Here is a 24,485-nt window from a genome sequence, read left to right as displayed (position 1 = left end):
CAAAAACCACAGCATGACCGTCAACCCTGCCGCGCCGCTTGAAGAAACGACGCAACTTAGTTACAACTTGCTTACTTCAGGGCTTTGCGCGCAGCGTACTGCTGGTAGCCGTTGGCGCGCAGGGCGCAGGCGGGGCAAGTGCCGCAACCATAGCCCCAGTCGTGCAGCTCGCCCCGCTCACCCAGATAGCAGGTGTGGGTGCCGCTGCGGATCAGGTCGACCAGCGGCTGGCCGCCCAGGTCTTCCGCCAGGTCCCAGCTTTGCGCCTTGTCCAGCCACATCAGCGGCGTTTCCAGTTTCAAACGCGTGTTCATGCCCAGGTTCAGCGCCACTTGCAGCGCCTTCATCGTGTCGTCGCGGCAATCCGGATAGCCGGAAAAATCCGTCTCGCACATGCCGCCTACCAGCACCGTCAAGCCGCGGCGGTACGCCACGGTGGCGGCCACCGTCATGAACAGCAAGTTGCGCCCAGGAACGAAGGTGTTCGGCAAGCCGTTTTCCTGCATGACGATCTCGACGTTCTGCGTCATGGCCGTATCGGAAATGGCGGAAATCAGGGACAGGTCTATCATGTGATCCTGGCCCAGGCGGCTGTCCCACTCGGGCGATTGCTGGCGCATCTGCTCGAGCACGCCCGGACGCACGGTCAGCTCGATCGCATGGCGCTGTCCATAGTCAAAGCCGATGGTTTCCACGCGGCTATAGTGCTTGAGGGCCCAGGCCAGGCAGGTGGTGGAATCTTGCCCACCGCTAAAGAGCACCAGTGCGGAATCAGTTGCTAGCATAATTTCTTTCTTTTCAGTTTTACTCTGTTGCAATCGTGCGCGGGGAAACATGATTCCCTGCGCAAAAAATACTTATTCGTCCGCCATCAGTTTACCGATTCCGGTAACATGCAGTCAGCATTTACTCATCTGGAGCACCATGTTTTCTGCACGACCCATACGGCATACGGCTGCCGGCAAGGCGATACGACCACGAATTTTGGCACAAGTAGTGACAAAAGTAATGGGTCAACTGACACTGGCGGCCGCTGGTAGTGTCATCTTGATATGCCCGATCGCCCAGGCCCGCGCGCAGGACGGAACACAGGAGCGCACGCAAGAGCGTCCGCAAGACGCCGTTGCAGACAGCCCCGTCAGCACGGAAGCGGCTCCCGCCCCGCTGCAGTACGAGGTCAAGGTCAACGCGCCCGGTGACCTCGATGACTTGCTGGAAAAAAACCTGGACCTGGAACGCTTCCGCGGCAACCCGCGCATGGACCGTGTGCAATTGCAGCGCCTCGTGCGTGATACGCCTGAGCAAGCCAGGAACCTCGTCGCCACGGCTGGCTACTATACGCCCGTCGTCACGGTGCGCGTCGATACGACGGGCGCCAAACCTGTCGTCATCGTCGACGTCGAGCCGGGTGCACCGGTGACCATTGACAAGGTCGAGCTGGAATTGCGCGGCTTCGATCCCACGCCGCCGCTGGCCGCATCCGAACCATATGATACGGAAGCGCTCAAGCGCAGCTGGCCGCTGAAGGCAGGCAGCGTGTTTCGCCAGGCCGACTGGGAATCGGCCAAGCGCGCGCTGCTGCGCGAAGTGGTGCAGACGCGTTATCCGCGCGCCCAACTGGTCGATACGCAAGCCGTGGTCGACCCGGAAACGCACAAGGTATCCTTGCTGGTGGTGCTCGACAGCGGCCCTGAACTGCGCTTTGGCGAACTGCGCATCGAAGGCCTGAAACGCTACCCGGAAGCCATCATCCGCAACCTCGACAAGATACGCCCGGGTGACTATTACAGCGAATCGGCGTTGCAATCGTTGCAGGCTCGCCTGCAGGACACGGGCTACTTTGCCAGCGTGGAGGTGAGCGCCGACATGAGCAGCATCCTGGGCGAGCAGATTGAGGCGGGCCAGGAAAGCCAGCAAGCCGAGGCCTCCGGCGCCGTCCCCGAAGCCAGGCCCGTCAACCGCGGCCCCGCGCCGCAGTTGCCGCTGGTGGTGCGCGTGACGGAAAACAAGCAGCAGAACGTCAGCGCCGGCCTTGGTTTCAGTACGAATACGGGCAATCGCGCCCAGCTCAACTATGACAACCTGAACGTGTGGGGCACGCGCTTCAAGAGCGCCCTCACCATGGAAACGAAGAAACAGGCGGCGCACGCCAATTTTTACTTTCCGACGACCGAACGCGGCTACAACGACAGCGCGGGCGCTTCGTTCGAACGCAGCGACATTTCCAATGAAATCACGGCCGTCACCACCATCTCGGCCAAGCGTAACTGGGGCGGCACCAACCTCGAACGCAGCCTGACGTTCGAGTTCCTCAGCGAAGACAAGACCGTCGTGGGCCTGGAACAGACGCGCAGCAAGAGCTTGCCCCTGACCTATGCCATCACCAAGCGCAGCCTCGACAGCCTGCTGTTCCCCACCAAGGGCTATGTCATCAATGCCCAGGTGGGCGGCGCCCTGCTGCCCGTGCTGACGGACGAGCGCTTCGTGCGTGTGGCCGGCAAGGCCGTGTATTACCGTCCGCTGGGCGAAAAAGGCGAGCTGATCGTGCGTGGCGAAATGGGCGCGCTGGGTTCGAAGGAAAAGCGCGGCGTGCCGGCCGTCTACCTGTTCCGCGCGGGCGGCGACCAGTCGGTGCGCGGCTATGGCTACCAGGAACTGGGCGTCAAGGAAGGCGACGCCACCGTCGGCGGACGCTACATGCTGACCGGCAGCGCCGAATACCAATACTGGTTCAAGCCGAAATGGGCGATTGCCGCCTTCTATGACGCCGGTAACGCGGCCGATACCGTGAAAGCGGCCATGACGCCGAAATCGGGCTACGGCCTGGGCGGGCGCTACAAGAGCCCCGTCGGCCCCATCAATGTCGACGTGGCATATGGCCACGCCGTCCAAAAATACCGTTTGCACTTCTCTCTGGGATTCACTTTCTGATGTCTGATATTACTACCGAGTCCCACGACACCGCGCCGCCACCGCCGGCGAAAAAACCGCGCCGGGCGCTGCGCTACCTCCTGATCGCCGTTGCCAGCCTGGCCGTGCTGCTGGGTGGTGCCTTCTGGTTCCTGGGCCGCGAATCGACCTTGCAGATGCTGGTGCAAAAAGTGGCCAGTGCCAGCGGCGGCGAAATCGAAGTGTCGGGCGTGTCCGGCTCGCTCTACAATCGCATGCACCTGGGCCACGTCAGCTACCGCAGCAAGACGCAGCACATCACGGCCGACAATATCGATATCAACTGGTCACCCTTCCAATTCTTTTCGGAAGGCATCGCCATCAGCGAACTGCATGTGGCCAGCCTGTCCGTGGAGAGTACGGCGCCCTCCGAGGAACCGTCGACCATGCCCGCCAGCCTGGCGTCGCCGTTCAAGATCGGCATTTCCGACGCGCGCCTGGACAAGGTCACCCTCATCAGCGCGAGCGGCAACACGGTATTTGAAAAAATTCATTTCACCTTGTCGGGCGACAAGACCCAATGGCAGCTGGAAGACGCCTCGGCCTTGACGCCGTTCGGCCAGGCCACGGCCAGCGCGACGATTGCCGCCACGCAGCCGTTCAAGCTCAGCGGCAAGGCGGGCTTGACGCAGCTCAATGCCGCCGCCGGTGAAAAACCAGCCGCCCTGACCCTGCAGCTGGGCGGCGACTTGAACGTGCTGAACGTGACAGCCAAGGGCAGCGCGGGTGCGGCTACGGCCGACGCCCAGTTGGCGCTGGTACCGTTCGACCCCGTCATCATCCTGCGCTCGGCCAGTATCAAAGGCCGCAACATCAATCCGGGCAAGTTCGACGCGACCCTGCCGCAGGCGGACCTGAGCCTGGAACTCGACGCCGCCATCGACACGCGGCCCAATGCGCAAACCGTGTCGGGCAAGCTGGCCATCCTCAACCACGCCACGCCCGGCCCCATCGACCAGCAAAAGCTGCCGCTGCGCCAGTTCGAAGCGCGCCTGGGCGGCACCCTGACAGCCACCACCCTGGAATCGGCCATCATCGATTTCGGCAACGCGGGCAAATTCACGGGCAGTGGCAAACTCAACCGCAATGCGGCCGACGCTCCCATCGGCAATGCGCAGCTGACCTTGCACACGGACAAGATCGACTTGCAGCATATTTACAGCAGCATCAATAGCACGAAGATCGTCGGCGATATCGTGCTCGACAGCGACGGCAAGACGCAAACCCTGCGCGCCAAGCTCGGTGAGGCCAAGTTGCGCCTGGACGTGGAAGCCACCCTGGCAGATTCCCTGGTGCAACTACGCAAGGCAACCTTGCAAGCAGGCAAAAGCAGCGTCAACGCGACGGGCCAGATCAGCCTGAAGGATGAACAGCCATTCAAGGCCGTGGCCAATACCAGCCGCCTCAATCCCGCAGACTTCGGCGCCTTCCCCGTGGCCGACCTGAACCTCGACGTGCGCGCCAGCGGCCACGTGGCGCCACAATGGCTGGCCAATGCAGACTTCACCGTGCGCCCCAGCAAGCTGCTCGACCAGCCTTTGTCCGGCAAGGGCAAGCTGACGGCCGATGCGGCCCATTTCAGCGGCATCGACGTGCAATTGGCGCTGGGCAAGAATAATCTCACGGCCAAGGGCAACTTTGGCGGCGCCGGCGAAAAGCTCAACTGGAACGTCGATGCACGGCAACTTTCCGCCCTGCAGGGCGACTTGCTGGGCAGCGTGCTGGCCAGCGGCGTGGTGCAGGGCACCCTCCAGCAGCCGCGCACGAGCTTTGTTGCCGATGCAAAAGGACTGGGCCTCACCAGCGGCAAGCGTCCCGCGCCAGACAGCGCCATCCACGCCAGCGGCGACGTGGGCTTGACGGGACCGAAGAAGGAAGCGGAATTGAAAATGACGGGTTCCTTGCAAAAGATCAACCCGGCCGCGTTTGGCGCATCACTGCCCAACGGCAACGTCAATGCGGATTTCAACGGCAGCGGCCGCCTGAGCGGCGACTGGCAAGTGGCCCTGAACCTCGGCTTGCGCGAATCGACGCTGCAAAACGCGCCGCTGGCCGGCTATGCCAGGCTGTCGGCCAACGCGAAACGCATAGACAGCGTGGATGCGGAACTGCGCCTGGGGCCGAACAGCCTGCTGGCCAAGGGCGCGCTGGGCGGCGCCACGGACAAGCTGGCGTGGAAACTCGACGCGCCGCAACTGTCGACCCTGGGTCCGCGCTTTGCCGGCGTGCTGCAGGCAGCCGGTTCCGTGAGCGGCAAGATGGATGCGCCGGCCGCGCAACTGACACTCGATGGCCGTGACCTGACCTTCTTTGGCGACCAGCAATTGAAATCCATCAAAGGCAGCGCCAGCGTGGGCGCCGGCCAGGGCGCGCTCGACCCCATGGTCAGCAGCCTGGACATCACGGGCTACAGCACGCCCACCTTCAAGCTGGCCAGCGCCCGCCTTGGTACGACGGGCACGCGCGGCAGCCATACGGTCAGTTTGACGGCGCGCAATGACGATTTCGATGCCACCGTACAAATCCGGGGCAGCCAGAGCGGTGCCAACTGGACAGGCACGATCGACAGCCTGCAAAACAAGGGCCGCTATGCGCTGGTGCTGCAAGCGCCCGTGCCCGTGAAAGTGGCCGGTCCCGCCGGCAGCGGCGTGGCGGGCCTGGGCCAGCCTGAACAGATCAGCGTGGGCAACACCGTCATCAAATTACCGGCAGGCAGCATCACCATGCAAAGCCTGGTCAAGAACGGCCCCCGCTGGACCAGTTCCGGCCAGGCGGCCGGCGTGGCGCTGACCTATCTGGCGCAAGTGATACCCTCGCTGCAAGCCAATGCGCGCAGCGACCTGACCCTGGGCGCGCAATGGTCGCTCGACATGCAGGTACCGACGGCCAAGCAGAAAGATCCGTCTTTGGCCGGCATGCTGCACATCTACCGCGAAAAAGGCGACGTGACGGTGGGCGTGGAACAGCCGCTGGCGCTGGGCCTGCGCACCTTCGATGCCCGCGTGGATGTAGCGAACCAGCAACTGCGCCTGGCCGTGAAACTCGATGGCGCGCGCGCGGGCCAGAGCGATATCAATGCCACCGTGCAAATGCTGGGTGGACGCATCAGCAACGACAGTGCCCTCTCGCTGACGGCCACCACCAACGTCGATACACTGGCCTGGCTGGCGCCGCTGACGGGCCAGCCAGGCCTGGAGCTGGGCGGCGCCCTGAAAATCGCGCTGGCCGGCAGCGGCAGCATCGGCGCGCCGCAATTGAATGGCGACATCAATGGCAGCAAGCTGCTGGTGAACTGGGCCGACCAGGGCTTGAAGTTGCGCAATGGCGTGCTGCAAGCCAAGCTGGCCGGCGATCAGTTGCAATTGCAGCGCCTGAGCTTTGACGGCGGCGATGGCAAGGTGCAGGCTGATGGCTGGGTACGCTTTGCGAATGGCGAAGCGAGCCTGGAATTGAAACTGATGGCCGACCGCCTGCAGGCGCTGTCGCGTCCCGACCGCACCTTGATCCTGTCGGGCAACAGCACCCTGGTGCGCAACGACAAGCGCTTCAGCTTCGAGGGCAAGTTCAAGGCCAACCGTGCGCTGATCGAACTGGCGCCGCAAGATACCCCCACGCAAAGCAGCGACGTGGTGGTGCTGGGCAAGGAAGTCAAGGGCAGCAAGGAAGCGCCTTCGCTGCCCCTGAATATCGACCTCGAGTTCGACCTGGGCAATGCCTTCCACTTGCGCGGCATGGGCCTCGACGCCGACCTGGCGGGCAATATACGCGCCCGCGTCATCAACCGCGCCGCGCCGCGCGTGACGGGCAGCATCAAAGTCAGCAACGGCCAGTACGCGGCCTATGGGCAAAAGCTGTCGATCGAACGGGGCTTGATCGCCTTCACGGGCGCCTACGACAACCCGTCCCTGAACATCCTGGCCGTGCGCAAGCGGCCCGAGGGCGAAGCGCTGTCGGAAACGAATGTGGAAGCGGGCGTGGAAGTGCGCGGCACGGCGCAGTCACCGACGGCCAAGCTGGTCTCCACGCCGAGCGTGTCGGACAGCGACAAGCTGGCCTGGCTGATCCTCGGCCACGGCGCGGAAACGGCGGCCGGCGATGAAATGGCCCTGCTGACGACGGCCGCAGGCGCCCTCTTCGGCGGCTCCGGCGGCGGCTTGCAGGGCAAGCTGGCCAATTCGCTGGGCCTCGACGAAGTGGGCCTGTCGCAGGCGCAAGGGCTGGAAAGCACGGTCGTCACCGTCGGCAAGCGCCTGTCGTCGCGCGCCTACCTGACGTTCGAACAAGGCACGAGCACGGCGACGAGCCTGGTCAAGCTGCGCTACAAGCTGAACCGCCGCATTACCCTGCAATTCCAGACGGGCACGAACAATGCACTGGACGTGTTGTACACGTGGGCGTTTGATTAGAGTGGCGGCCAACAATGTTGTCGGATTACGCGTGGCGTTGCCGCGCTAATCCGACCTACGGCCCACGTGCCTGTGCGTAGGTCGGATTAGCGGCGCAGCCGCGTAATCCGACACCACCAGAAACAACAAAGGGCGCCTCGGCGCCCTTTTCTTTGCTCTACCACAAACAGTTTATTCGGCCACGTCAAGCCCCCGCTCGATCATGCCTTCGACGTAGGCGCGCAGATATTGTTCCAGCGCGGGGCCGGACAGCACGTTGGCCGTCAGCGCGCCGTGCGGCGAGCCTTTCAGCACGCCGTCGTGGTACACGCGCGCAATCCAGGCCACGTCCGCGCCCTGGGTGTAATCGAGTTCATAGTCGAACGATTCTCCGCTGACTTTGCGTGTGTAGACTTCCTTGACAATTGCCATCTAAAACAGCCTTTCTTGACGAGATTAACTGGGATGCGGGTGCGGCACAGGATCGTCCTGCGGCACCGGATGCACGGGCCCCGGCTGGCGCCCGGGTGCTTCTTGCGGCTCCGGCGCCGGCATGGGTTCATCGACTGGCGCCGGGTCAGGCGCGCGGTGGGCATTGATGACTGACATGGCTGGCCTCCCTGCAGACAAAGGAAGACCATACCACGAGATGCGTGCCGCTGCCCTTATTTGCCTGCCGGCTTGACGTCGGCGGCCGGCGGCGCCGCGTTCTTCACATATTTCTCCAGCCAGTTGTTGCTTTCATACAGCATCTGCATGATCGATTCGCGCGCGCGGTAGCCGTGGCTTTCGTTCGGCAGCATCACCAGGCGCGCTGTGCCGCCCAGTCCCTTGACGGCCTGGAACATGCGCTCGCTCTGGATGGGGAAAGTGCCCGAGTTGTTGTCCTGCTCACCATGGATCATCAGCAGCGCATCCTTGATCTTGTCCGCATAATTAAACGGCGACATGGCCTGGTAGACGGCCGGCGCCTGCCAGAACGAGCGCTCTTCCGCCTGGAAGCCGAACGGCGTCAAGGTGCGGTTATAGGCGCCGCTGCGGGCGATGCCGGCGCGGAATAGCCGCGTGTGCGCGAGCAAATTGCCCGTCATGAAGGCGCCATACGAGTGGCCGCCGATGGCGATGCGGTTGCGGTCGGACACGCCACGGCGCACCACCTCGTCGACGGCAGCTTCGGCGTCAGCCACCAGCTGCGGCAGGTAGGTGTCGTTCGGCTCCTGCTCGCCATTGCCGACGATGGGGAACGATGGATTGTCGAGCACGGCGTAGCCCATGGACAGGAAGGCGGCCGGGCCCCAGTAACTGACGGCATTGAATTTGTACGGCGAACCCTTGGTCTGGCTGGCCGCGCTGGCCGTCTTGAATTCCTGCGGATACGCCCACATCAGGGTCGGCAGCGGACCGTCGCGGCGGGCGTCGTAGTTTGGCGGCAGCATCAGGGTGGCCGTCAAGTCCACGCCATCGGCGCGCTTGTAGCGAATCAGCTCTTTCTGCACGTCCTTCAGTTGCGGCAACGGATGGGGGAAATGCGTGAGGGCCGTCAATTGCGCGGCGCCCTGCTGTTTCAGGTTGCGCACGAAGAAATTCGGCTGCTCGGTCGGCGATTCGCGCGTCGACAGCAAGCGGCTGCCATCCTCGTCCAGCACGGCCACCACATTTTCATAATACGGCGCGGCGCTCTGGAACAGCCGCTCCTTCTGTTTCGTCGCCAGGTTCAGGCGGTCGATGAATGGTCGGTCGCCTTCCTTCGAAGCGCCCTGGCCGTCAAGCAGGATGGAACCATCGGCGGCGATGAGCAGGCGCGGCAAGCCGGCAGCGTCCGCGCGCATGACGGGCTGGCCCGGATCGTTGTAGCGGTCTTCGAAGGAACCGGCATACACGAGGTCGCCAGGCGTGCCCGCCACGGCGGACGGCTGATCCGGCTGGATGCGCCATTGCTTGACGGCGCGCGTCTTGTACCACGCTTCGCTGAGCAGGGCCAGGTCGCCGCGGCCCCAGGCCACGCCCGCATAGCGCGAGCCTAGCTTGGCCAGCACGGCCGGCTTGTTGGTGAACGGTGACGCCTGCGTATAGACGATGTCGCGGATCTCGACCGCCTTGGCCGGGTCGCCGCCATCCTGCGCTTCAGCCCACACCAGGGTGGCGGGCGCATCGACGCGCCAGCTGACGGAGCGCACGCCGGCGGACACGGCATCATTACCTGGCGGCAGCCCTTCTTCCAGCGGCAGGGCCGCCACCGCATGCACCACCTTGCCATTCAGGTCGCGCACGTCGATTTTATGGCCAAAGTCATGCGCCGGCACGATATAGGAATACGGACGCACGATGCTGGTCGTCAGCAGGTGCTTGCCATCGGGCGAGGCCGACACGCGCGAGAACTGGCCCGGCTGGCCAACCAGGCGCTGCTTGCCCGCCACGTCCAGCAAGGCCAGCTGGACGGTAATGTAGTGTTCGAACAGCTGCGCATCCTGTTCGTTTTTCAGCAAGTCGGGATAGGTGCGCAATTGCTTGACGCCGCTGCCCGGCACGCTGTCCTGGATGGATGGGCCCGTCGGAATGCCACTCGCCACGGGCGCCGAGCCCAGCTTGGCCGGTTTCAGCTGGACCAGCAAGGTCTTGCTGTCGGGCATCCAGGAAAAGCCGCGGCCATAAACGGCCGACAGCGATTGATTGCCCAGCTTGCGCGCCGCTTTCGTCTGCACGTCGAGCAGCCACAGCTCCACGCCGGACTCCTTCACGCCCCTGGCGGGATCGGCAAAGGCGATGTGCGTAAACGCCAGGTAACGCTGGTCGGGCGACCAGGCCAGATCGGCGATGCGGGGTGAGGCGGGCAAGCCGCTGACCTTGATTTCCTTCTGCGTATCGATGTCGAGCAAGCCCAGTCCCGTGTGAAAACTGAAACGGCTGGCCGAATACGTGCGCGGATTGATGCGCAAGCCCGCCAGCTTCAGTTCTGGCTGCGCCACTTCGCTAATGCTGGGCAAGGATGGCGTGGGCAGCACGGCGGCCAGGTTGCGTTTCGGGCTCAGGCTCAGGGTCGGCGCGCGCGGCGCATCGACGATGGCTTGCAGGGGCGCCGGCGGGGCTTGATAAGCGCCATCTTGCGCCATGGCCAGGGAAGACGAGGCCATCAGGCCAACAGTGATAGGCAGCAAAGGCAAACGAGTAGACATGGGACTCCAGTGTATGAAGGTGGTGACAGGCAGCGAGCGCACGGCACCGCTCATGGCGGCGCTTTGTGACAAGGCATAGTGCGTTCATGCCATGTAAATGTCAACCAGCAACTTTTACTGTTTGACAAGCATCGCCGGCCGCCCCCATCTCGCTTACAATCGCTGTTTTACCCGCACCCGAATGCCTACATGGAAACCACTACCCTCGCCCTGCTGTTCCTGGTCCCGCTGCTGGTCTGGCGCATTTATTCGCGCCTGAAGAAACTGGTGGCGCGCCAGAAGTCGCAGCTGTGGCGGCACTGGAGCGTGGCGGTCGCGTTTCCCGCGTTGCTGCTGTTCCTGGCGACGACGACGAAATTCGAGGTCCTGCCCCTGTCCAGCCTGGGCGCAGGCGCGCTGGCCGGTGGCTGGCTGGGCGTGCTGGGCTTGAAGCTGACGCGCTTCGAGCAAGTAGGACAAGATTTCTTTTTTACCCAGCACCGCTACCTTGGCCTGGCCATCACGATGCTGTTCATCGCCCGCTTGCTGTACCGTGGCATGGAAATCTACCTGAACACGCGCCTGGACGTGCCCGTGCCTCCGCCGCCGTTCGGCCAGAGCCCGCTGACCATGGCCGCTTACGGCCTGGTCATCGGCTACTACGCCGTCTACGCCTGGGGCTTGCTGCGCTGGCGCAAGCGCAACAAGCCTTTGCAGGCACCCGAGTAAGTCCGCCCTACCTCAATAGAACTGGCACAGGCCTTCGCACGTCGTCACGGACAGCGCCTGGCGTATCGTCGCCAGCGCCGGCGCCAGGGTTGGATCGAGGTCCTGGTCCGCCTGCGCAAGAGTACCCAGCAAACGCTCGCGCAACGGCGGCGGCATCAACGCAACATTCGCCGTGGCGTGCTGCGCCGCCGCTTCCAGCATCCGCTTCTTTTGCGCCACGTTCCAGAACGGCACCTGCACGAATTGCACCACACCAACATACATGGTGGTCGAGCCCTTGCTGAAGGCACGCGCGCGCAGACGCTCGGTCCCGCTCACCGCATCGGCGGGCAGGGCACTGAATTCCTGCTCCATCAGCTGAATCAAATGACCATGGCAATGCATGCCAAAGGCAAAAAAAGTACTCATTTCATCGCCATAATTGGCCAGGTTCTGCCTTGCCTGGTCCGCGCGCGCCTGCTGCAGCTCCGCCCCCGACAGCGGCAACGGCCGCTCCATGTCAAACGCGTAATACGCCTTGCCGAGCTTGGTCGCCCGCTCGCACAGGGCCACGCTCTGATTCATGTCCTGCAACGCGGCGACGGGCGCCTGGAACAGGCGCGGCGCATCGGTAATCCGGGCAAACAACGCTGCCACGTCAGGGTCGCCCAGGCGCGGCAAGCCGCTGTGCGTCGTCGCCTTGGCCATCAGCGCTTCCAGCTGGCCGCTGGCTTGCTGGAAATCACCGTAGCTGTCGGCCCAGGCGGCGGGCACCACGAAGGCGGAGGAAAGGAAGAACAGCTGGCCGATGCGGCGCAGCGGCGTGGAAATCGATAAGGACATTGGATGAGGATGCTGAAAGCACTATTGGATAATTGGCAATTATATGAAAAATGTATCCACGGTGAATTTAATTGTGTTTTACACCATCATCTTCGGGGGCGATGATGGTGACGCGCGGCCAGTGCGCCGCATAGTTTTTACTGGCCAGCCGCTGCGCATACCCATCCAGGCTGATGCGCGCCGGGTTGCGCCGCACCACCATGGCGAACAGCTCATCGAGGCCGTGCGGCGCGATGATGCCGATCTCGCCATCAGGCTGCAGATAAATGCCGACGGCCGTGGCAAACTCGGGCCAGGAAGCGATGGCGTCGTCCAGCGACAGCAAGGGCGGCACGACATAGCCGAACGCGTCTTCAAACCACAGATGCACCCTGGCCTGGTTGCACACTTCCCACGGCACGCCGGGTAGCAGGGTTCCCAGGCGCTGGCGCAGTTCCACCTCGCGCCGGGCTTGCACATCGTGCGCATCGAAATACGCCACGTCGACGTCGCTCAGTGCCGACGCTTGTGCGTAGCCGTGCAAGGCATCCCACACGAGCGTGCGCACGGCACCGGCGCCGATGCAGCAGTGGGGCAAGCCCAACTGCTGCACGGCCTGCAGGGCTTGCATACACCACGGCGTGGCGCGGGCGATGGCGCGCAGGCGCGCCGCCAGTGCCTCCTGCCCACTCATGTGCTCATTCTGCTATGGCCGGATCTGCGGCGCCACGCCGTCGTGGCTAACCGTCCCTTCGACATTGCCGAAGTACACATCCAAGTCTTGCTTCGGATGGAAGTTGCGCAGCTTGACTTGCAAGGTGGTGGGGTTAATTTTGGTGAACGTGCCAGGGAAGCACAGGCTGATCAGCTCATCCGGCTTGCCCTTGATCAGGTTCAAGGTGAAGTCTTCGATGCCATTCTTCCAGGTGTTGCCCGTCGTCAAAATATACGATACCCAGACAGCATTGACGAAGCCGCTTTCGCCCTGCTTGGCCGCCAGGCGGTTCCACGTCTTGTAGAAGGCCTGGTCGCCGCAGTATTTCTTTTCAAATGCATTGCCATCGCCCAGGTAGGAAGCACCGGGCCCGGCCGCGACGAATGGCGCATATTGATGGCGCACGCGCACGACTTTTCCGGCGGGAAATTTCTGCTGCCACAGGTAGATGACTTTCACGGTCCAGGCCGGCACCCATTCTTCGTCATACAACTGCGCCAGCAAGCCTTCGCCGATCATGATCTTGCTCTGCGCGGCCGTCAGCGGCGCCACTTTCCTGTCGAACGGCGTGTGCGAGGGGAAATAGGCGATCTGCGCGTCCGACAGGCCCAGCTGGCGCAAGCGGGCCGTCACATCGTTGCTGTCGAGCTTGGCGACGAAGGTGGTTTTATAGTCCTTGCGCTTGCCGTCCACGTCGACAGTAAACTGCTGCGGCTGGCCATAATACGTGGGCGAGCCATGGTAGCCGGCCGCGTATTCTGGCAAGGGGAAGAAAATCGTCTCTTCCACATCCTTCGCCGATTCATTGAGGAATTCGTATTCGACCTTGATCAAGTCCGTGCTCACGCTGAGCACTTCCTTTTTCATGGCCACGGCATCGGTCTTGCCGAACAGGATGCCGCCCGCGCTCACGGAACCGATGCCGTCGTTGGCCACGGCCGTGCCCACCAAGGCCAGCGACAGGGCAGCGGCCAGAACGAGCTTGCGCACGGCCATCACGCGGCCTTGCCCGGTACGGGTTCGACTCTGCGCTGAAGCACGAAAATCGGTTGCGCCCATTGCGTATCCTTTTTCTTCTTGCTGGTGATCAGCGTCAGCTCCGATGGATCGTAGACATCCGTGTTGTGCGTCAACGGCGTCGTCATCAGGTATTGCGCTTCCGTGTTTTTCAGGAACTCGCCCACCAGCTGGATGTTGCGGATATCGAGGTGGGCAAACGGTTCATCGATGAAGACGAAGCCGCCGGAACCGTCTTCCGATTTCAGCAAGCCGATCAGCAGCACCAGCGACTTCATCACCTGCTGGCCACCCGACGCTTCGCCATCGTTCATGCCGATCACGCCCTTGCCGTCAAACTTGAACCGCACGTGCAAGCCCGCCTGCGACAGCTGCACATCGTCGTTTTCCAGGCGCACAGGGTCGGCATGCACTTCGATGCCGGCCAGCTCGCCCAGCTCCTTGATGTTCTTGCTATAAGTCTTGATGGTGTAGCGCAAGCGCTCCATGTAGGCGCCGCGCGCATTGCCCGTCGCTTCGATGGCGCGGTTGTTCTGGTAGCGGCGCTCGTCCGTTTCCGACTGACGGCCATGCAACTGGTCCGACAGGCGGTGGTGCTGGTCGATGACGGTGGCGTCGAGTTCCCAGTCGTCGCGCGCCAGGCTGTTTTGCAGGCTGGCCACGCGCAAGTCGACCTGGTGCGCATTCTGGTGTTCGGCCACGAGGGCCGCGCGGCGCGCGGGACGGCGCCAGCTTTTCGGCAGATGGCGCCACGCATGGCGCAAAGCCAGCAAGGCGCGCGCGTGCTCGGCGCGCTGTTCAATTTGTTTCTTGTAGCCCAGGCGCGAACCGGCTTCCGCTTCAGACAGGGCCAGGCGCGCGTTTTGCCACACGGTATCGGCGCGCGTGCGCGCCACGGTGGCGTTCTTGGTCAGATTCTGCAGCTCGCCCAGGCGGCCGCCCACTTCCAGGCGCTCTTCCTTGAGCGGTTTCGAATTGCGCAGCGCTTCGGCGAATTCTTCCTGGCGCGCACTGAGTTCCTTGGCCGCGTCGACGCCGGCGATGCGCGCTTTTAAAGCGCCCACTTCCGCCGCCAGCTTCGAGATCGCCAGGGTGAGCGTGTCTTCCTGCCCTTCCAGGCCCGGCAAGGAACGCAGCAGCGCTTCCAGTCGGCCGCTGCGGCCTGCCTGGCCGAAGCGGTAGCGCGATGCTTCCACGAACAGGGAGCGTCCGCCCCGGCGTTCGCGGTGATACGCCTCGGGCGTGATCCACTCTTCGTGGTTGCCCAGCTTGAAGCCCGCTTCGACGGAATCGACGCGCGCAATGCGCGACAGTTGCTCGATCAGCCAGCCAGGCACGGGCGCGGAGAATTTCACCACGGCCAGCAGGCTTTCGTCGTTGGCGACAGGTGCCGTGACCAGCTCGGGCACGATGAAGTGGCGATAGCGTTCTTTCTCGGCCAGCCGGTAGGCAGCGGCCGCATCCTTGGCTTTATCGAGCAGGACGACCGAGGCGTAACCGCCCAGCACGCCTTCGACGGCACCCTGCCAGCGGCTGTCCGTCACTTCGACGATATCCGACAGCATCGCATGTGCAATGCCCGCATCGCGCAGCGCGCGGCGCATGCCGCGCACATTGTCCGGCTCCGGCATGGCCGTCTTGCCTTGCAGCGCGGCAATCGTCGCCTGCTCACCCGCGATGCGGGCGGACAAGGCGTCGCGCTGCTGGCGCTGCTGCAACAATTGCGCTTCCTTCTGTTCCAGCTGGGCCGCCACTTCGGCGATATCGCTGCCCGAGTCCGCCGCCAGCTTCTGCAAACGGTCTTTCTGTTCCAGCAGGCTGTCCAGCGGTTTCAGTTTTGCATTGATCAGTGAAAGGCGACTCTGCAGGCCTATGGATTCCTGCTCCAGCAGGGTTTCGTTCATTTGCGCGTCGGACAGGGCCTTCGCTTGCGCGGCCAGCGCATTGCGCTTGTCGGTCAGCTGCTGATCCGCCTGCGCCATCGGTTTGCGCGCATCGCGCAATTGCCGGCTGGCCGTGGCCGCCTTTTCGCGCGCCTCGTGGTATTGCAGGCTGGGCAGCACTTCTTCCAGCAAGTTGCGGCGCTCTTTGTGCAGACTTTCCCACTGGTGGTAATTGGCCACACGCAGGCGCAAGCCTTCCAGGTTGGTCTTGGACGCTTCCAGTTCCGTCTCGAAGCGCTTCAGCTCCACTTCCGTATCGCGCTGGTGGCGCTTGGCTTCATCGTAGGCATCCAGCACTTCCTTGTCGCCGAACACCTGGAACACCAGGTCGAGCAGCTGGCGCGGCGCGTATTCGCACAATTTGTCCGTCTCGCCCTGCTCCAGCGCCAGCACTTTCGACATGGCGGGCGACAGGCCGGCATTGGCCAGGCGCTTGCGGTAGTTTTCCACGCCCAGCCAGTCGTTGGCATCCGTGATGTCTTCGATCTGCACATTGCCCGGACGCATCAGATACTGACGCTTCCAGTCGCCGCCATTCTTCTGGATCTGGCAAAACAGGGTCACTTCATCGTCGCTGAAGAAGCCGGAACTGCGGAACGGACGGTTCGACAGCTGCTTGCCCACGTTCTTGTTGTCGACCACGGCGCGCAGCCATGCCGTTTGCTGGCCCGAGTGGCGCGCATAGTGTTTATAGGTGCGCCCCATCGAACAGTCGAGGCCGAACAAGGTGCGCAAGGCGTCGAGCAAGGTGGTCTTGCCCGAGCCGTTCTGCCCCGCGATGGTGATGATCTTCGCGTCGAGCGGAATATTCTTGATGCGCTGCCAGTAATCCCAGTGCACCAGTTCAAGTGATTTGATATGAAACATGGGTGCTTTCAGTGAGGAAGGTCGGACACGGGCTCGTCGCCGGCGTCGGGCAAGTCGCCGATGTCGGCGGACAGGTCGTCTGCCAGGTCGGCATCGGGGTCGACAGCCACCAGGCGCGCAGGCGCCCGCTTGAACACGTCGGCCAGGGCGCCGTTGATGATGCGCTCTTTCAGGACGTCCGTATCCATCATCAAGTCCAGCAGCGGACCTTCCAGGATAAAGTCGCCGCGCCGCTCGATGAAGCCCAGCTTGGCCAGGGTACCCAAATTCATGTCCATGCGCGTCTTCTTGCCCAGCTTGTCGCCGAAGTCAGACAGCAGCGCCTTGTAGGAAATGCCGATCGATGCGTCTTCCGCGCGCGGCAGGGGCTTTTCCGTGCCAAACATATCGTTCTGGTCATCATCCGCATGCTGGTGCGTTTCCTGGCGTTCGCGCTTGGGCAGGATGATCTGCGCCCACAGCACCACCAGCAAGGCCACGCCATCGCGTGCCAGGCCAAAATTATTGTTTTGCCACACGTCGCGCGCGCCGAAAATCTTCGGTTCGATGGTGCGCGTCAGGGCCAGGGTGACATGGTCGGCGTACACGTTGTCGAGCAATTTCAAGCCGCAGGCCAGCAGGCGCGCATCGATTTCGGCGCGGAACAGCTCGTCGGACAGCACGCGCTTGACGAGCTTGTCGTCGCGGCGCAGGGTTTGATGCGTGAGCAGGCGCGCAATCAGGATTTGGGAATCGTCATTCATCGGCTGTGCCGCTATCTAAATCAAGTGAAACATTCAGTGAAAGCGAGGCGATCGACATGGCCGCCACGTGGGGGTCGGTCAGTTGGACCATCTCGTCGGTCGGTGTAAAGGTGATCGGCAAACGGGCCAGTTCGGCCGTCGAGCCTTGCAAGCTTGCTTCGGACACATCGCCCAGGAGGGGCAGCATCGAGGCGCGGTAGGACGCCACGGCAAAACTGGCCGGCAGCAGCGAGTCCTGCACCGGTACGGACTTCGGCCCTTCTTCGCCGATGCTGGGGAAATTGCCCAGGCTGGCGAAGTTCGACAGGCGTTCGAGCAAGTCATCGAGTTCGAGTTGCATGGCGGGACCGTCGCTGATGGTAGTGGGCGCGTCCTCTCCGCTGGGCAGGCCCGTGTTGATGACACCCGCCGCCCGTTCCGACAGCAGTTCCGTTTCCGCCACGTCGATCATCTCGGCCGGCGTGGAGAACAGGGGCACGACAGGCTGGTCGATGGCGCCCTCGGCCAGGCTGGCCAGGTCTTCATGCAGCAGCAGCCAGCGCTTGATGTCGGTGGTCGACAGGCCCGACTGGCCCAGGTGCACGCGCTGGCGCTCGATCTGGTTCAGGGCGCGCGAAAACATACCTTGCATATTGAGCAACTTGCTTTGCGCGCGGCCGATTGCCTGCGCCGCCTTGTGCGTGGCGCTGTCCGCGTTTTCATCGGAAGTAATGGCCACGAGAATCTCGGAACCCTTCTCGACCCAGTCGCACGCCATGTTCCACTTCGCCTGCGCCGTGCGCAAACGGAATTCGGAACCGGAGGCGATGGCGTCGGAGAATTCTTCCGTCAAGTCCACCAGGCGGCCCAGCAAATGCTGAAGTTGCTCGACCGACACGCCGCCCACGGCTTGCGCACCCGCCACCTGTGATAACAGGAAACCCATTTCCGCTTCGTCTTCCGTCTGGCCCAGGCCCAGCAAGCTGTCGATGGCGGACAGCACATTGCGTGCCATGGGCGTGACGCGGTACACGCCCTGCTGCGCATCCCAGGCCAGCAACTGGTTCGAGCGCAGGCGCAGCAAGACCGTTTCCAGGCTTTCCGGCAATAAATAAGCCAGCTTGGTGTTGATATCGGCGCGCGTATAGGCGGACGTGGCCGCATCGGACGCCAGCTCGCGCAACACCAGCAGACGCACCAGCACGCCATCGAAACCGCCATGGAACAGGGCCGTAAACACTTGCAGCAAGGGCTGCGCCCGCTTCAAGTGAAAAACTTGCTCAATTTCATCGGCCGAAATATTGGGCTGGAAATGCGCCTGCAAGGAATCGTGATGCTCTTGCTCTGTCTGATTTGCATCCGTAGCCACGGCTGCACTTGCCATTATATCAATCATTCTTTTCCGGATGAGTGTTCAGCGGGCGGCGCAGCGGGCTAACGCGGCGCTGCGGGGCGGGGGCGTCAGTATATCAGTTCTGACATGCAATTTAGCGTGCGGGAGGGGGTGCTGCGGACGCGGCGCAACACAGCCGCGGCGCCATGCCGGGCCAGGATGGCAAAACAGGGAAGCAAACCCGGCATGCCTGGCCCTGCACATTGGTGAGCACTTACTTTTTAATGATCTTCTGCAAGGTTTGCTCGACATAATCGCCATCTTCATCGGCGAACGTCACCTTCACGGGATACCATTCCAGCGACGGCGCCAGCCACAGGTCCACTTGCTGGCCCTTCTTGTCCGGCGGCGGCGCCTTGACCAGGTGCACGGCCTCCACCAAACCCTGGCCGGTGGCGACGGTCTCCTGCTTGACGACCTTGAAGGTCCACGGCTCGGCGTCGTGGCGGCCGGCAACGAAGAAGCTCCATTCCGAGCCCGGCGTAAATTTCTCGGGCGTGGCGCGCGCCACGCTGACCAGTTGCCAGACGGTGCTGTTGCGGTCCTGCTCGCCGCCCTTCAACGGATAGCTGTCATCGCCCTCACTGAAGACGATGGTCTTGCTGTCGCGCTTAAACGTGGTCGTGGCCGCTTCCTTGCGGAAGCGTTTTTCCACGAACTGGGCAGGCGCCAGGCCGTAATCGTCGACCGTGCCTTCGCTGCGCTGCTCGAGGATCTTGCCGAACAGCGCAGCCTTGGTTTCGGCCAGCAGCGAATACTTGCCTTCGCCGGCGCGCCAGTTGCTGACCGATTCTCCGGACAGCGCAATGCCGCGCTGCTTCGCCTTGATCGAATACACGAGGTCTGCCGATGGCGCCAGCTTGTATGGGCGCTTGATGACGGGGTGGTCCACGGGCTCGTCCGCCGCCATGGCGGGCGTCAGGGTGGCAGCCAGCAGGCTGGCAGCCAGGACGCGTTTCAAAGTAGTCAAAGTAGTCATTTATTTTCCTGTTGAATCATTTACGGAGATCTTGGTCACGGTTTGCGTGGTCAGCGCCCCGTTCGCTTCTGTATTGCGTATTTGTACCGGATACCATTGCATGGACGGCGCCAGCCAGATATCGAGCTGCGACGAATAGGTGCCGGGCTTCGGTGGCCGGCGCACATGCCAGGTCACCAGGCGCCCCATTTTGGTATCGAGCTCTTCCTCGCCCACCAGCTGGAAGCGGAACACGGTCGCTTCCTTTTCCTCGCCGACGAGGATATCGATGTTGCCCGCCAGCTGGTTGACGTCGGCGCGGCCGATGGCGGCCAGCTGGAACGGCACGCTGGCCTTGTCTTGCGCCCCCTCTTGCCACGGCGCTGTGGCTGTCACGGCCGAAAACGTGATGGCCTTGGCGTCGCGGTTGAAATGCGTGGCCGTTTGCGCGCGGCCCTTGCGCTTCTCCGTGGCCGTGACGGGCACGATACCGCTGGCATCGATCACGCCCTCGCTGGTCAGCACCAGAAGGTTGATGCGCGTGATCAGCATGCTCAAGCCCACTTCCAGTTTCAGCTGGTAGGTATCGCCCCTGTTTTCCCACGCCATGGCCGCCACGCCCTGCCACTTGGTGCCGTCGGCATCGCGCCGGTCCACGTGCAGGTCGAATTGGGCCGAGGCAGGCACATTCGTCTTGTAGTGCCGTGCCTGCTCGACGGCTGGCGGCGGCGCGCTGGCCGGTGCGGGCACGGCGGCCACGGCGGGCGCAGGCGCCGTGATGGCGGGGGCGGCCACGGCAGCCGGTTCGGACGTAACCGGACCTTCCGGCACGTCACTGGCGGGCGCCGTCCACTGGGCTATCTCGCTCGACGGCAAGTCCGTCGGCGGCGGCGGTGGCGGCAGGCGGGGCTCGGGCACGGGCCGCAGCTTGGGCGGCGGAGGTGGCGCCAGCACCGGCTGGGGTTTGGGTGCTTCGGCGATCAATGCCATGCTGACCACCTGCCCATGATCCTGCCCCAGCGCCACCATGCTGGCACGCGAGGTGAGCCATTCCAGCGCCATGTAATGCAGTGCGCCGATGACCGCGACAAAAATGACGGTACGGCGGCGCGGGCGCGAAAAGAAGGAATCGGGCATCATAGGCCGTAGTGTAACGCCTCCGCCCCGCTTCCCGCTTCTTGCCCGTGCTCAACTCCTGATGTTTTATGTAAGAAAATGTTGGTGAGCTTGCGTCAGTTGCAAGCTGATATCTGCTACGCTAGGGACATCCACCTACCAGGAGATTTCGCATGGCAAACCCGCAAATGCCCCAAATGCCGGGCGCAGCAGTTGTGACCGATACCCTCGACTTCGTCAAGAACCTGTGGGGCAGCATGAGCGTGCCCGGCATGGGTATGCCCGGCATCACGGCGCCCACCATGTCGGTGGAAGAGCTGGACAAGAAGATCAGCGACCTGAAAGCCGTCGAAGCATGGCTGAACCTCAATACCAGCATGCTGCGCGGCAGTATCCAGGCGCTGGAAGTACAGCGCGGCACCATCGCCACCCTGAAATCGATGGGTGCTTCGCTGGCGGCGGCCATCACCCAGCCCGGCGCCAGCGAGAAAACCGTATTTGAATCGGTGCCCTACGCTTCCGCGTTTTTCCAGCAGGCAGCGCCTGCTGCACCCGCGCCTGCGCCGAAACCGGCACCGGCACCGGCACCGGCACCCGCGCCAGAACCCGCTGCGGCGGCGCCCGACGATGCCGGGAGCCAGGCGGCAGCCCAGCTGGCCAATCCAAGTGCTTGGTGGAATTTGTTACAAGATCAGTTCAAGCAGGCGGTATCGACAGCCATGTCGCCCGACGCCGCCGGTGCAGCAGCAGCCAGCTTTGGCCAGGGCAGCAAGGCCAAACCTGCCGCTGGCAAGCCTGCGGAAGCAGGCACGGCAGCCAAGGCCAAGGCCCCGCTGCGCAAGGCGCCCGCAAAACGCGCAGCGCCCAAGTCCAAAGCACCAGGCAAGGCCTGATACGCAAGCCGGCGATATGATCAGGCGATACGATGAATGCGGATCGCCTCGATCATGTTGTCGGCCTGGCGTTTTACGTCACCGATCGTGATCAGGCCTTCGTCGGCCAGCGCCTTGGCGTGCTCGTACGAAGACTGGAATGTTTCCAGCGTGTCTCCCTTGGCGGCGACCGGGCGTACCCAGGCAATACTGCCGACCTTCATTTTTTTGTACACTTCATTGACCACATCACGCATAGTTTCTTCCTTATTGTTGTAAAGCAACTCAAGCACGGGCGAACCCACGCTGGCCCCTAGTTTATCATCCGGCACGCTCGCGCACGGATTTTCCCCCTTTTTCCGGCGCCGGCGGCGTTTTATCCGGCACCTCGACGGCCACTTCCGGCCCGGGCGGCGGCGTCAGCTGCACCAGTTGCTCCATCAATTGCGCGAAGCGCTGCTGTCCTGGTGCAATTTTGTCTACATACAACAACACTTCCATGGCTTCGGCCGCCAATTCCGCCTGGTAACCGCGCTGCTCCAGGAAAGACACGATGATTTGCGCGGAGTTGAACAGGATGCGCAGGTTGTTCGGCAGCTTTTCGCGCGCCGCGCGCATCCAGGCGACCGCCTCGTTAAGCTTGTCCGTCTTCCACAGCAGCACGCCCTTGTTCATCAAATCCGATGCTTCCTTGCGCGAAGCGATGATCAGGCTGGTGCCCTCGTCGCCCATCTTCGCCTTGTCGAAGATTTTTTGCACCTCGTCCTGTACCACCTGGTTGTCGTGGTTGTTCTTCACCACATAGCACAGCAGGCTGGACGGTGCATCCTTGACGCCGACGGCGAACAGCAAGGTAGCCAGTTCCATGCAAATGCTTTTCTCGGGCCGCGCCGGGTCGTCAAGCAGCATGACTTCCAGTTCGTCGCCACACTTGCGCGCACGCCGGTAATCGCCCGTTTCGTGGTGCACCATGCCTTCCGTGATCTTCGCGCGCAAACCAATTTTCTCGGGCGGAAATTCACGCTGCGCCAGCAGCAGCCATTGCAGCGCCTCCTTGGCATCCTTCTTCAGGCCGCACACGCGCGCCAGCCCCAGATACGCGTCAGGCGTCTTCATGACGGAAAATTCACCGATGGCAATACATTTGCGAAAAGCCTTTTCCGCCATGCTGACATTGCCGACTTTCAAGGCGGCCAGTCCCAGGTTGCGCTGGCGCGGCACGGAATTGGGCGACAGGCGCGCCGCCTTTTCCAGTACCCCGCACGCTTCCTCGTGCTGGCCCATCAGCTGGTAAGCCACGGCCATCTGGTCGTAAGCGTCGATGTAATACTTGTTTTCGACGATCACGCCCTGGAAGATCTGCCGCGCCGCCTCGTGTTCGCCGTTATTCATGCGAATCTTGCCCAATCCTGCCCTGGCCCAGCTGTAATCGCGCTCGGCCAACACTTTTTCGTACACGGCGCGGGCCTTTTCCGGCTCGCCGCTTTTCAGCAGCAGGGATGCCTTCATGCGCAGCAGTTCCAGCGCGTGCAGCTTGTTGAGCTCGATCTGCGCGTCGCACAGCTTGGCCGCGCGCAAATAATCCTTTTCCATGCAGGCCTGGTCGATTTCGCGGAATACCTGCTTCTTGTGCCACACGCGGTTCAGCCGCGTCAGCAGCACGCCTTCCGTGATCGGTTTGATCAGGTAGGCGTCGGGCTGGTGCTCGGCCGCGCCCATCACCGATTCCACGCTTTTCTCGGCCGACACCATCAGCCACACGCTCGATGGCGCCGTCAGGTTGCGCACGCGCGTCTCTTCCAGCACTTGCTGGCCATTCTTGCCTTCACCCAGGTTGTAGTCGCACAGCACCACGTCATAGCGCGTCTTGGCCAGCAGCTTCATGGCTTCGCCGCCGCTGGCCGCCTGGTCGATATGGCGCGCGCCCAGGTTGCGCAGCGATTCGCGCAGCAGGATGCGAATGCCGATGAAGTCATCGACCAGCAGATAATGCTTGTCGGCCCAGTCGGTGCTGCCCGCTTCGGCGGCGGTGGCGTGGCTGTCTGTTGTCATGAATTCCTCGTTCAGGGCAGGCGCAGGATGAAACAGCCGCCGCCCAGCACGCCGCCATTTTCCAGGGCGATGCTGCCGCTATTGCCCCGGTGCTTGTGCATCTTCGCCACCACACTGGAAAAATACAGGCCGAGGCCCGTGCTGTTGGTGGAAAAGTTCACGCCGGTCGCCATGCCATCCATGGCCGCGCTGCCCGCATCGAGCAGCGCCTGCGAGTAGCCGTCGCCATTGTCTTCCACGCGCAGCTCCAGCAAGGCGTCCGCCTGGCGCACCGACAGGCGGATCGTGTCTTTCGTATAGCGGATGGCGTTGTTGATGGCATGCGCCAGCACGCCGATGACCAGGTCTTCATCCAGGGTCCAGATCAGCTCCGGCGGGCAGACTGTCTCCAGGCGGATGCCTTTCGAAGCCAGCAGGATCTTTTCCTGGTCCACCACCTGGTCGACTACCTGGCTCACCAGTTGCGGCTGCACGTCGAAGGGGTAGCCGGGCTTGCCCACTTCCTTGTACAGGGCCAGCAGCTGGATCAGGTTATCGTTCAGGCGCTTGGTCTGGTATAGCATTTGCGCCATTTGCAGATAGGCGGGGTCGGCCTGGGGCGCGGGCTTGGCCTGCTCGGCCGCCAGCAAGGATTCCAGGGTGCCGCTGACCACGCTGATCGAGTTTTTCATGTCGTGCACGGTCGACGCCAGGAACAGGAAAAGCTCGGGCGAGCTGTGTTGATCTTCCACCGAATATCTCCTTGGGGCCGCAGCTTGATTATTGCCAAGGATAAATTATACCGCCAGCATGCCGGCGCCAGCCAGCCGCGCGC

19 protein-coding genes are annotated in these 24,485 nt (G+C 62.9%); 4 read left to right on the top strand and 15 right to left on the bottom strand.

Annotated elements, in window-relative coordinates; all coding sequences use genetic code 11:
• Nucleotides 1-71: 71 nt before the first annotated feature.
• Nucleotides 72-785, bottom strand: coding sequence for a 7-cyano-7-deazaguanine synthase QueC (queC, locus tag CLU92_RS22645; RefSeq protein WP_101483693.1), 714 nt, complete (start codon nt 783-785; stop codon nt 72-74).
• Nucleotides 786-1,008: 223 nt separating this feature from the next.
• On the opposite strand from queC, the gene CLU92_RS22640 reads away from it, so the two are divergent.
• Both CLU92_RS22640 and CLU92_RS22635 read left to right on the top strand, forming a co-directional pair.
• The gene (locus CLU92_RS22640) at nt 1,009-2,931 is read left to right on the top strand and encodes an autotransporter assembly complex family protein (RefSeq protein WP_101483692.1); all 1,923 of its coding nucleotides are present in this window, start codon (nt 1,009-1,011) and stop codon (nt 2,929-2,931) included.
• The gene (locus CLU92_RS22635) at nt 2,931-7,355 is read left to right on the top strand and encodes a translocation/assembly module TamB domain-containing protein (RefSeq protein WP_101483691.1); all 4,425 of its coding nucleotides are present in this window, start codon (nt 2,931-2,933) and stop codon (nt 7,353-7,355) included. Before CLU92_RS22640 ends, CLU92_RS22635 begins: the two co-directional genes overlap by 1 nt.
• A 171-nt stretch (nt 7,356-7,526) precedes the next feature.
• On the opposite strand, the gene CLU92_RS22630 is transcribed toward CLU92_RS22635, so the two are convergent.
• The 3 genes from CLU92_RS22630 to CLU92_RS22625 are packed head-to-tail and all read right to left on the bottom strand — an operon-like array spanning nt 7,527 to nt 10,507.
• Nucleotides 7,527-7,766, bottom strand: a complete 240-nt coding sequence (locus tag CLU92_RS22630) for a hypothetical protein (protein ID WP_034753464.1) — start codon at nt 7,764-7,766, stop codon at nt 7,527-7,529.
• 24 nt (nt 7,767-7,790) lie between these two features.
• Nucleotides 7,791-7,943, bottom strand: a complete 153-nt coding sequence (locus tag CLU92_RS27890; RefSeq protein ID WP_166674650.1) for a hypothetical protein — start codon at nt 7,941-7,943, stop codon at nt 7,791-7,793.
• 56 nt (nt 7,944-7,999) lie between these two features.
• Entirely contained in the window at nt 8,000-10,507 is a 2,508-nt protein-coding gene (locus tag CLU92_RS22625) for a S9 family peptidase (RefSeq protein WP_180338571.1), read from the bottom strand.
• Between the two features lie 189 nt (nt 10,508-10,696).
• Here CLU92_RS22625 and CLU92_RS22620 point away from each other — a divergent pair, with 189 nt between their 5' ends.
• Complete coding sequence (locus CLU92_RS22620; protein ID WP_101483690.1) at nt 10,697-11,215, top strand: hypothetical protein; 519 nt, start codon at nt 10,697-10,699, stop codon at nt 11,213-11,215.
• Nucleotides 11,216-11,227: 12 nt separating this feature from the next.
• On the opposite strand, the gene CLU92_RS22615 is transcribed toward CLU92_RS22620, so the two are convergent.
• The 8 genes from CLU92_RS22615 to CLU92_RS22580 form a co-directional block, all read right to left on the bottom strand.
• Nucleotides 11,228-12,037 (bottom strand): hypothetical protein, encoded by an 810-nt coding sequence (locus CLU92_RS22615; RefSeq protein WP_101483689.1) that lies wholly within the window; start codon nt 12,035-12,037, stop codon nt 11,228-11,230.
• A gap of 67 nt (nt 12,038-12,104) precedes the next feature.
• On the bottom strand, nt 12,105-12,710 hold the full coding sequence (locus CLU92_RS22610) for a nucleotidyltransferase family protein (protein WP_257561377.1): 606 nt from the start codon (nt 12,708-12,710) through the stop codon (nt 12,105-12,107).
• Nucleotides 12,711-12,722: 12 nt separating this feature from the next.
• On the bottom strand, nt 12,723-13,721 hold the full coding sequence (locus tag CLU92_RS22605) for a DUF4424 family protein (protein ID WP_180338570.1): 999 nt from the start codon (nt 13,719-13,721) through the stop codon (nt 12,723-12,725).
• A gap of 5 nt (nt 13,722-13,726) precedes the next feature.
• A complete protein-coding gene (locus CLU92_RS22600; RefSeq protein WP_101483687.1) occupies nt 13,727-16,558 on the bottom strand; it encodes an ATP-binding protein in 2,832 nt (943 codons plus the stop codon).
• Between the two features lie 8 nt (nt 16,559-16,566).
• Nucleotides 16,567-17,301, bottom strand: coding sequence for a hypothetical protein (locus CLU92_RS22595; protein ID WP_101483686.1), 735 nt, complete (start codon nt 17,299-17,301; stop codon nt 16,567-16,569).
• Entirely contained in the window at nt 17,294-18,676 is a 1,383-nt protein-coding gene (locus CLU92_RS22590; RefSeq protein ID WP_243857871.1) for a hypothetical protein, read from the bottom strand. The genes CLU92_RS22595 and CLU92_RS22590 overlap by 8 nt, the downstream gene beginning before the upstream one ends.
• Nucleotides 18,677-18,887: 211 nt before the next feature.
• On the bottom strand, nt 18,888-19,652 hold the full coding sequence (locus CLU92_RS22585) for a DUF3108 domain-containing protein (protein WP_101483684.1): 765 nt from the start codon (nt 19,650-19,652) through the stop codon (nt 18,888-18,890).
• Complete coding sequence (locus CLU92_RS22580; RefSeq protein WP_101483683.1) at nt 19,653-20,771, bottom strand: DUF3108 domain-containing protein; 1,119 nt, start codon at nt 20,769-20,771, stop codon at nt 19,653-19,655.
• A 149-nt stretch (nt 20,772-20,920) separates the two neighbouring features.
• On the opposite strand from CLU92_RS22580, the gene CLU92_RS27885 reads away from it, so the two are divergent.
• Nucleotides 20,921-21,640: a PhaM family polyhydroxyalkanoate granule multifunctional regulatory protein gene (locus CLU92_RS27885; protein ID WP_180338569.1), complete on the top strand. Its 720-nt coding sequence runs from the start codon at nt 20,921-20,923 to the stop codon at nt 21,638-21,640.
• A 20-nt stretch (nt 21,641-21,660) separates the two neighbouring features.
• Here the strand turns inward: CLU92_RS27885 and CLU92_RS22565 are convergent, their stop codons facing one another.
• The 3 genes from CLU92_RS22565 to CLU92_RS22555 are packed head-to-tail and all read right to left on the bottom strand — an operon-like array spanning nt 21,661 to nt 24,402.
• Nucleotides 21,661-21,924 carry a hypothetical protein gene (locus CLU92_RS22565; RefSeq protein ID WP_225317168.1) on the bottom strand — a complete coding sequence of 88 codons (264 nt, stop codon included), beginning with the start codon at nt 21,922-21,924 and terminating at the stop codon, nt 21,661-21,663.
• Nucleotides 21,925-21,940: 16 nt separating this feature from the next.
• A complete protein-coding gene (locus CLU92_RS22560; RefSeq protein WP_101483680.1) occupies nt 21,941-23,671 on the bottom strand; it encodes a response regulator in 1,731 nt (576 codons plus the stop codon).
• A gap of 11 nt (nt 23,672-23,682) precedes the next feature.
• Nucleotides 23,683-24,402 carry a sensor histidine kinase KdpD gene (locus CLU92_RS22555; RefSeq protein ID WP_101483679.1) on the bottom strand — a complete coding sequence of 240 codons (720 nt, stop codon included), beginning with the start codon at nt 24,400-24,402 and terminating at the stop codon, nt 23,683-23,685.
• Nucleotides 24,403-24,485: the final 83 nt, after the last annotated feature.

This window comes from Janthinobacterium sp. 61 (assembly GCF_002846335.1).
In the GTDB taxonomy this organism is placed as follows: domain Bacteria; phylum Pseudomonadota; class Gammaproteobacteria; order Burkholderiales; family Burkholderiaceae_D; genus Janthinobacterium.
Note: the sequence above shows the minus strand (reverse complement) of the source record. Positions and strands in the feature narration are given on the sequence as shown.

Coding starts and splice junctions, on each gene's coding strand:
- queC (WP_101483693.1), bottom strand. CDS start 785: ATGCTAGCAACTGATTCCGCACTGGTGCTCTTTAGCGGTGGGCAAGAT.
- CLU92_RS22640 (WP_101483692.1), top strand. CDS start 1,009: ATGGGTCAACTGACACTGGCGGCCGCTGGTAGTGTCATCTTGATATGC.
- CLU92_RS22635 (WP_101483691.1), top strand. CDS start 2,931: ATGTCTGATATTACTACCGAGTCCCACGACACCGCGCCGCCACCGCCG.
- CLU92_RS22630 (WP_034753464.1), bottom strand. CDS start 7,766: ATGGCAATTGTCAAGGAAGTCTACACACGCAAAGTCAGCGGAGAATCG.
- CLU92_RS27890 (WP_166674650.1), bottom strand. CDS start 7,943: ATGTCAGTCATCAATGCCCACCGCGCGCCTGACCCGGCGCCAGTCGAT.
- CLU92_RS22625 (WP_180338571.1), bottom strand. CDS start 10,507: ATGTCTACTCGTTTGCCTTTGCTGCCTATCACTGTTGGCCTGATGGCC.
- CLU92_RS22620 (WP_101483690.1), top strand. CDS start 10,697: ATGGAAACCACTACCCTCGCCCTGCTGTTCCTGGTCCCGCTGCTGGTC.
- CLU92_RS22615 (WP_101483689.1), bottom strand. CDS start 12,037: ATGTCCTTATCGATTTCCACGCCGCTGCGCCGCATCGGCCAGCTGTTC.
- CLU92_RS22610 (WP_257561377.1), bottom strand. CDS start 12,710: ATGAGTGGGCAGGAGGCACTGGCGGCGCGCCTGCGCGCCATCGCCCGC.
- CLU92_RS22600 (WP_101483687.1), bottom strand. CDS start 16,558: ATGTTTCATATCAAATCACTTGAACTGGTGCACTGGGATTACTGGCAG.
- CLU92_RS22595 (WP_101483686.1), bottom strand. CDS start 17,301: ATGAATGACGATTCCCAAATCCTGATTGCGCGCCTGCTCACGCATCAA.
- CLU92_RS22590 (WP_243857871.1), bottom strand. CDS start 18,676: ATGATTGATATAATGGCAAGTGCAGCCGTGGCTACGGATGCAAATCAG.
- CLU92_RS22585 (WP_101483684.1), bottom strand. CDS start 19,652: ATGACTACTTTGACTACTTTGAAACGCGTCCTGGCTGCCAGCCTGCTG.
- CLU92_RS22580 (WP_101483683.1), bottom strand. CDS start 20,771: ATGATGCCCGATTCCTTCTTTTCGCGCCCGCGCCGCCGTACCGTCATT.
- CLU92_RS27885 (WP_180338569.1), top strand. CDS start 20,921: ATGGCAAACCCGCAAATGCCCCAAATGCCGGGCGCAGCAGTTGTGACC.
- CLU92_RS22560 (WP_101483680.1), bottom strand. CDS start 23,671: ATGACAACAGACAGCCACGCCACCGCCGCCGAAGCGGGCAGCACCGAC.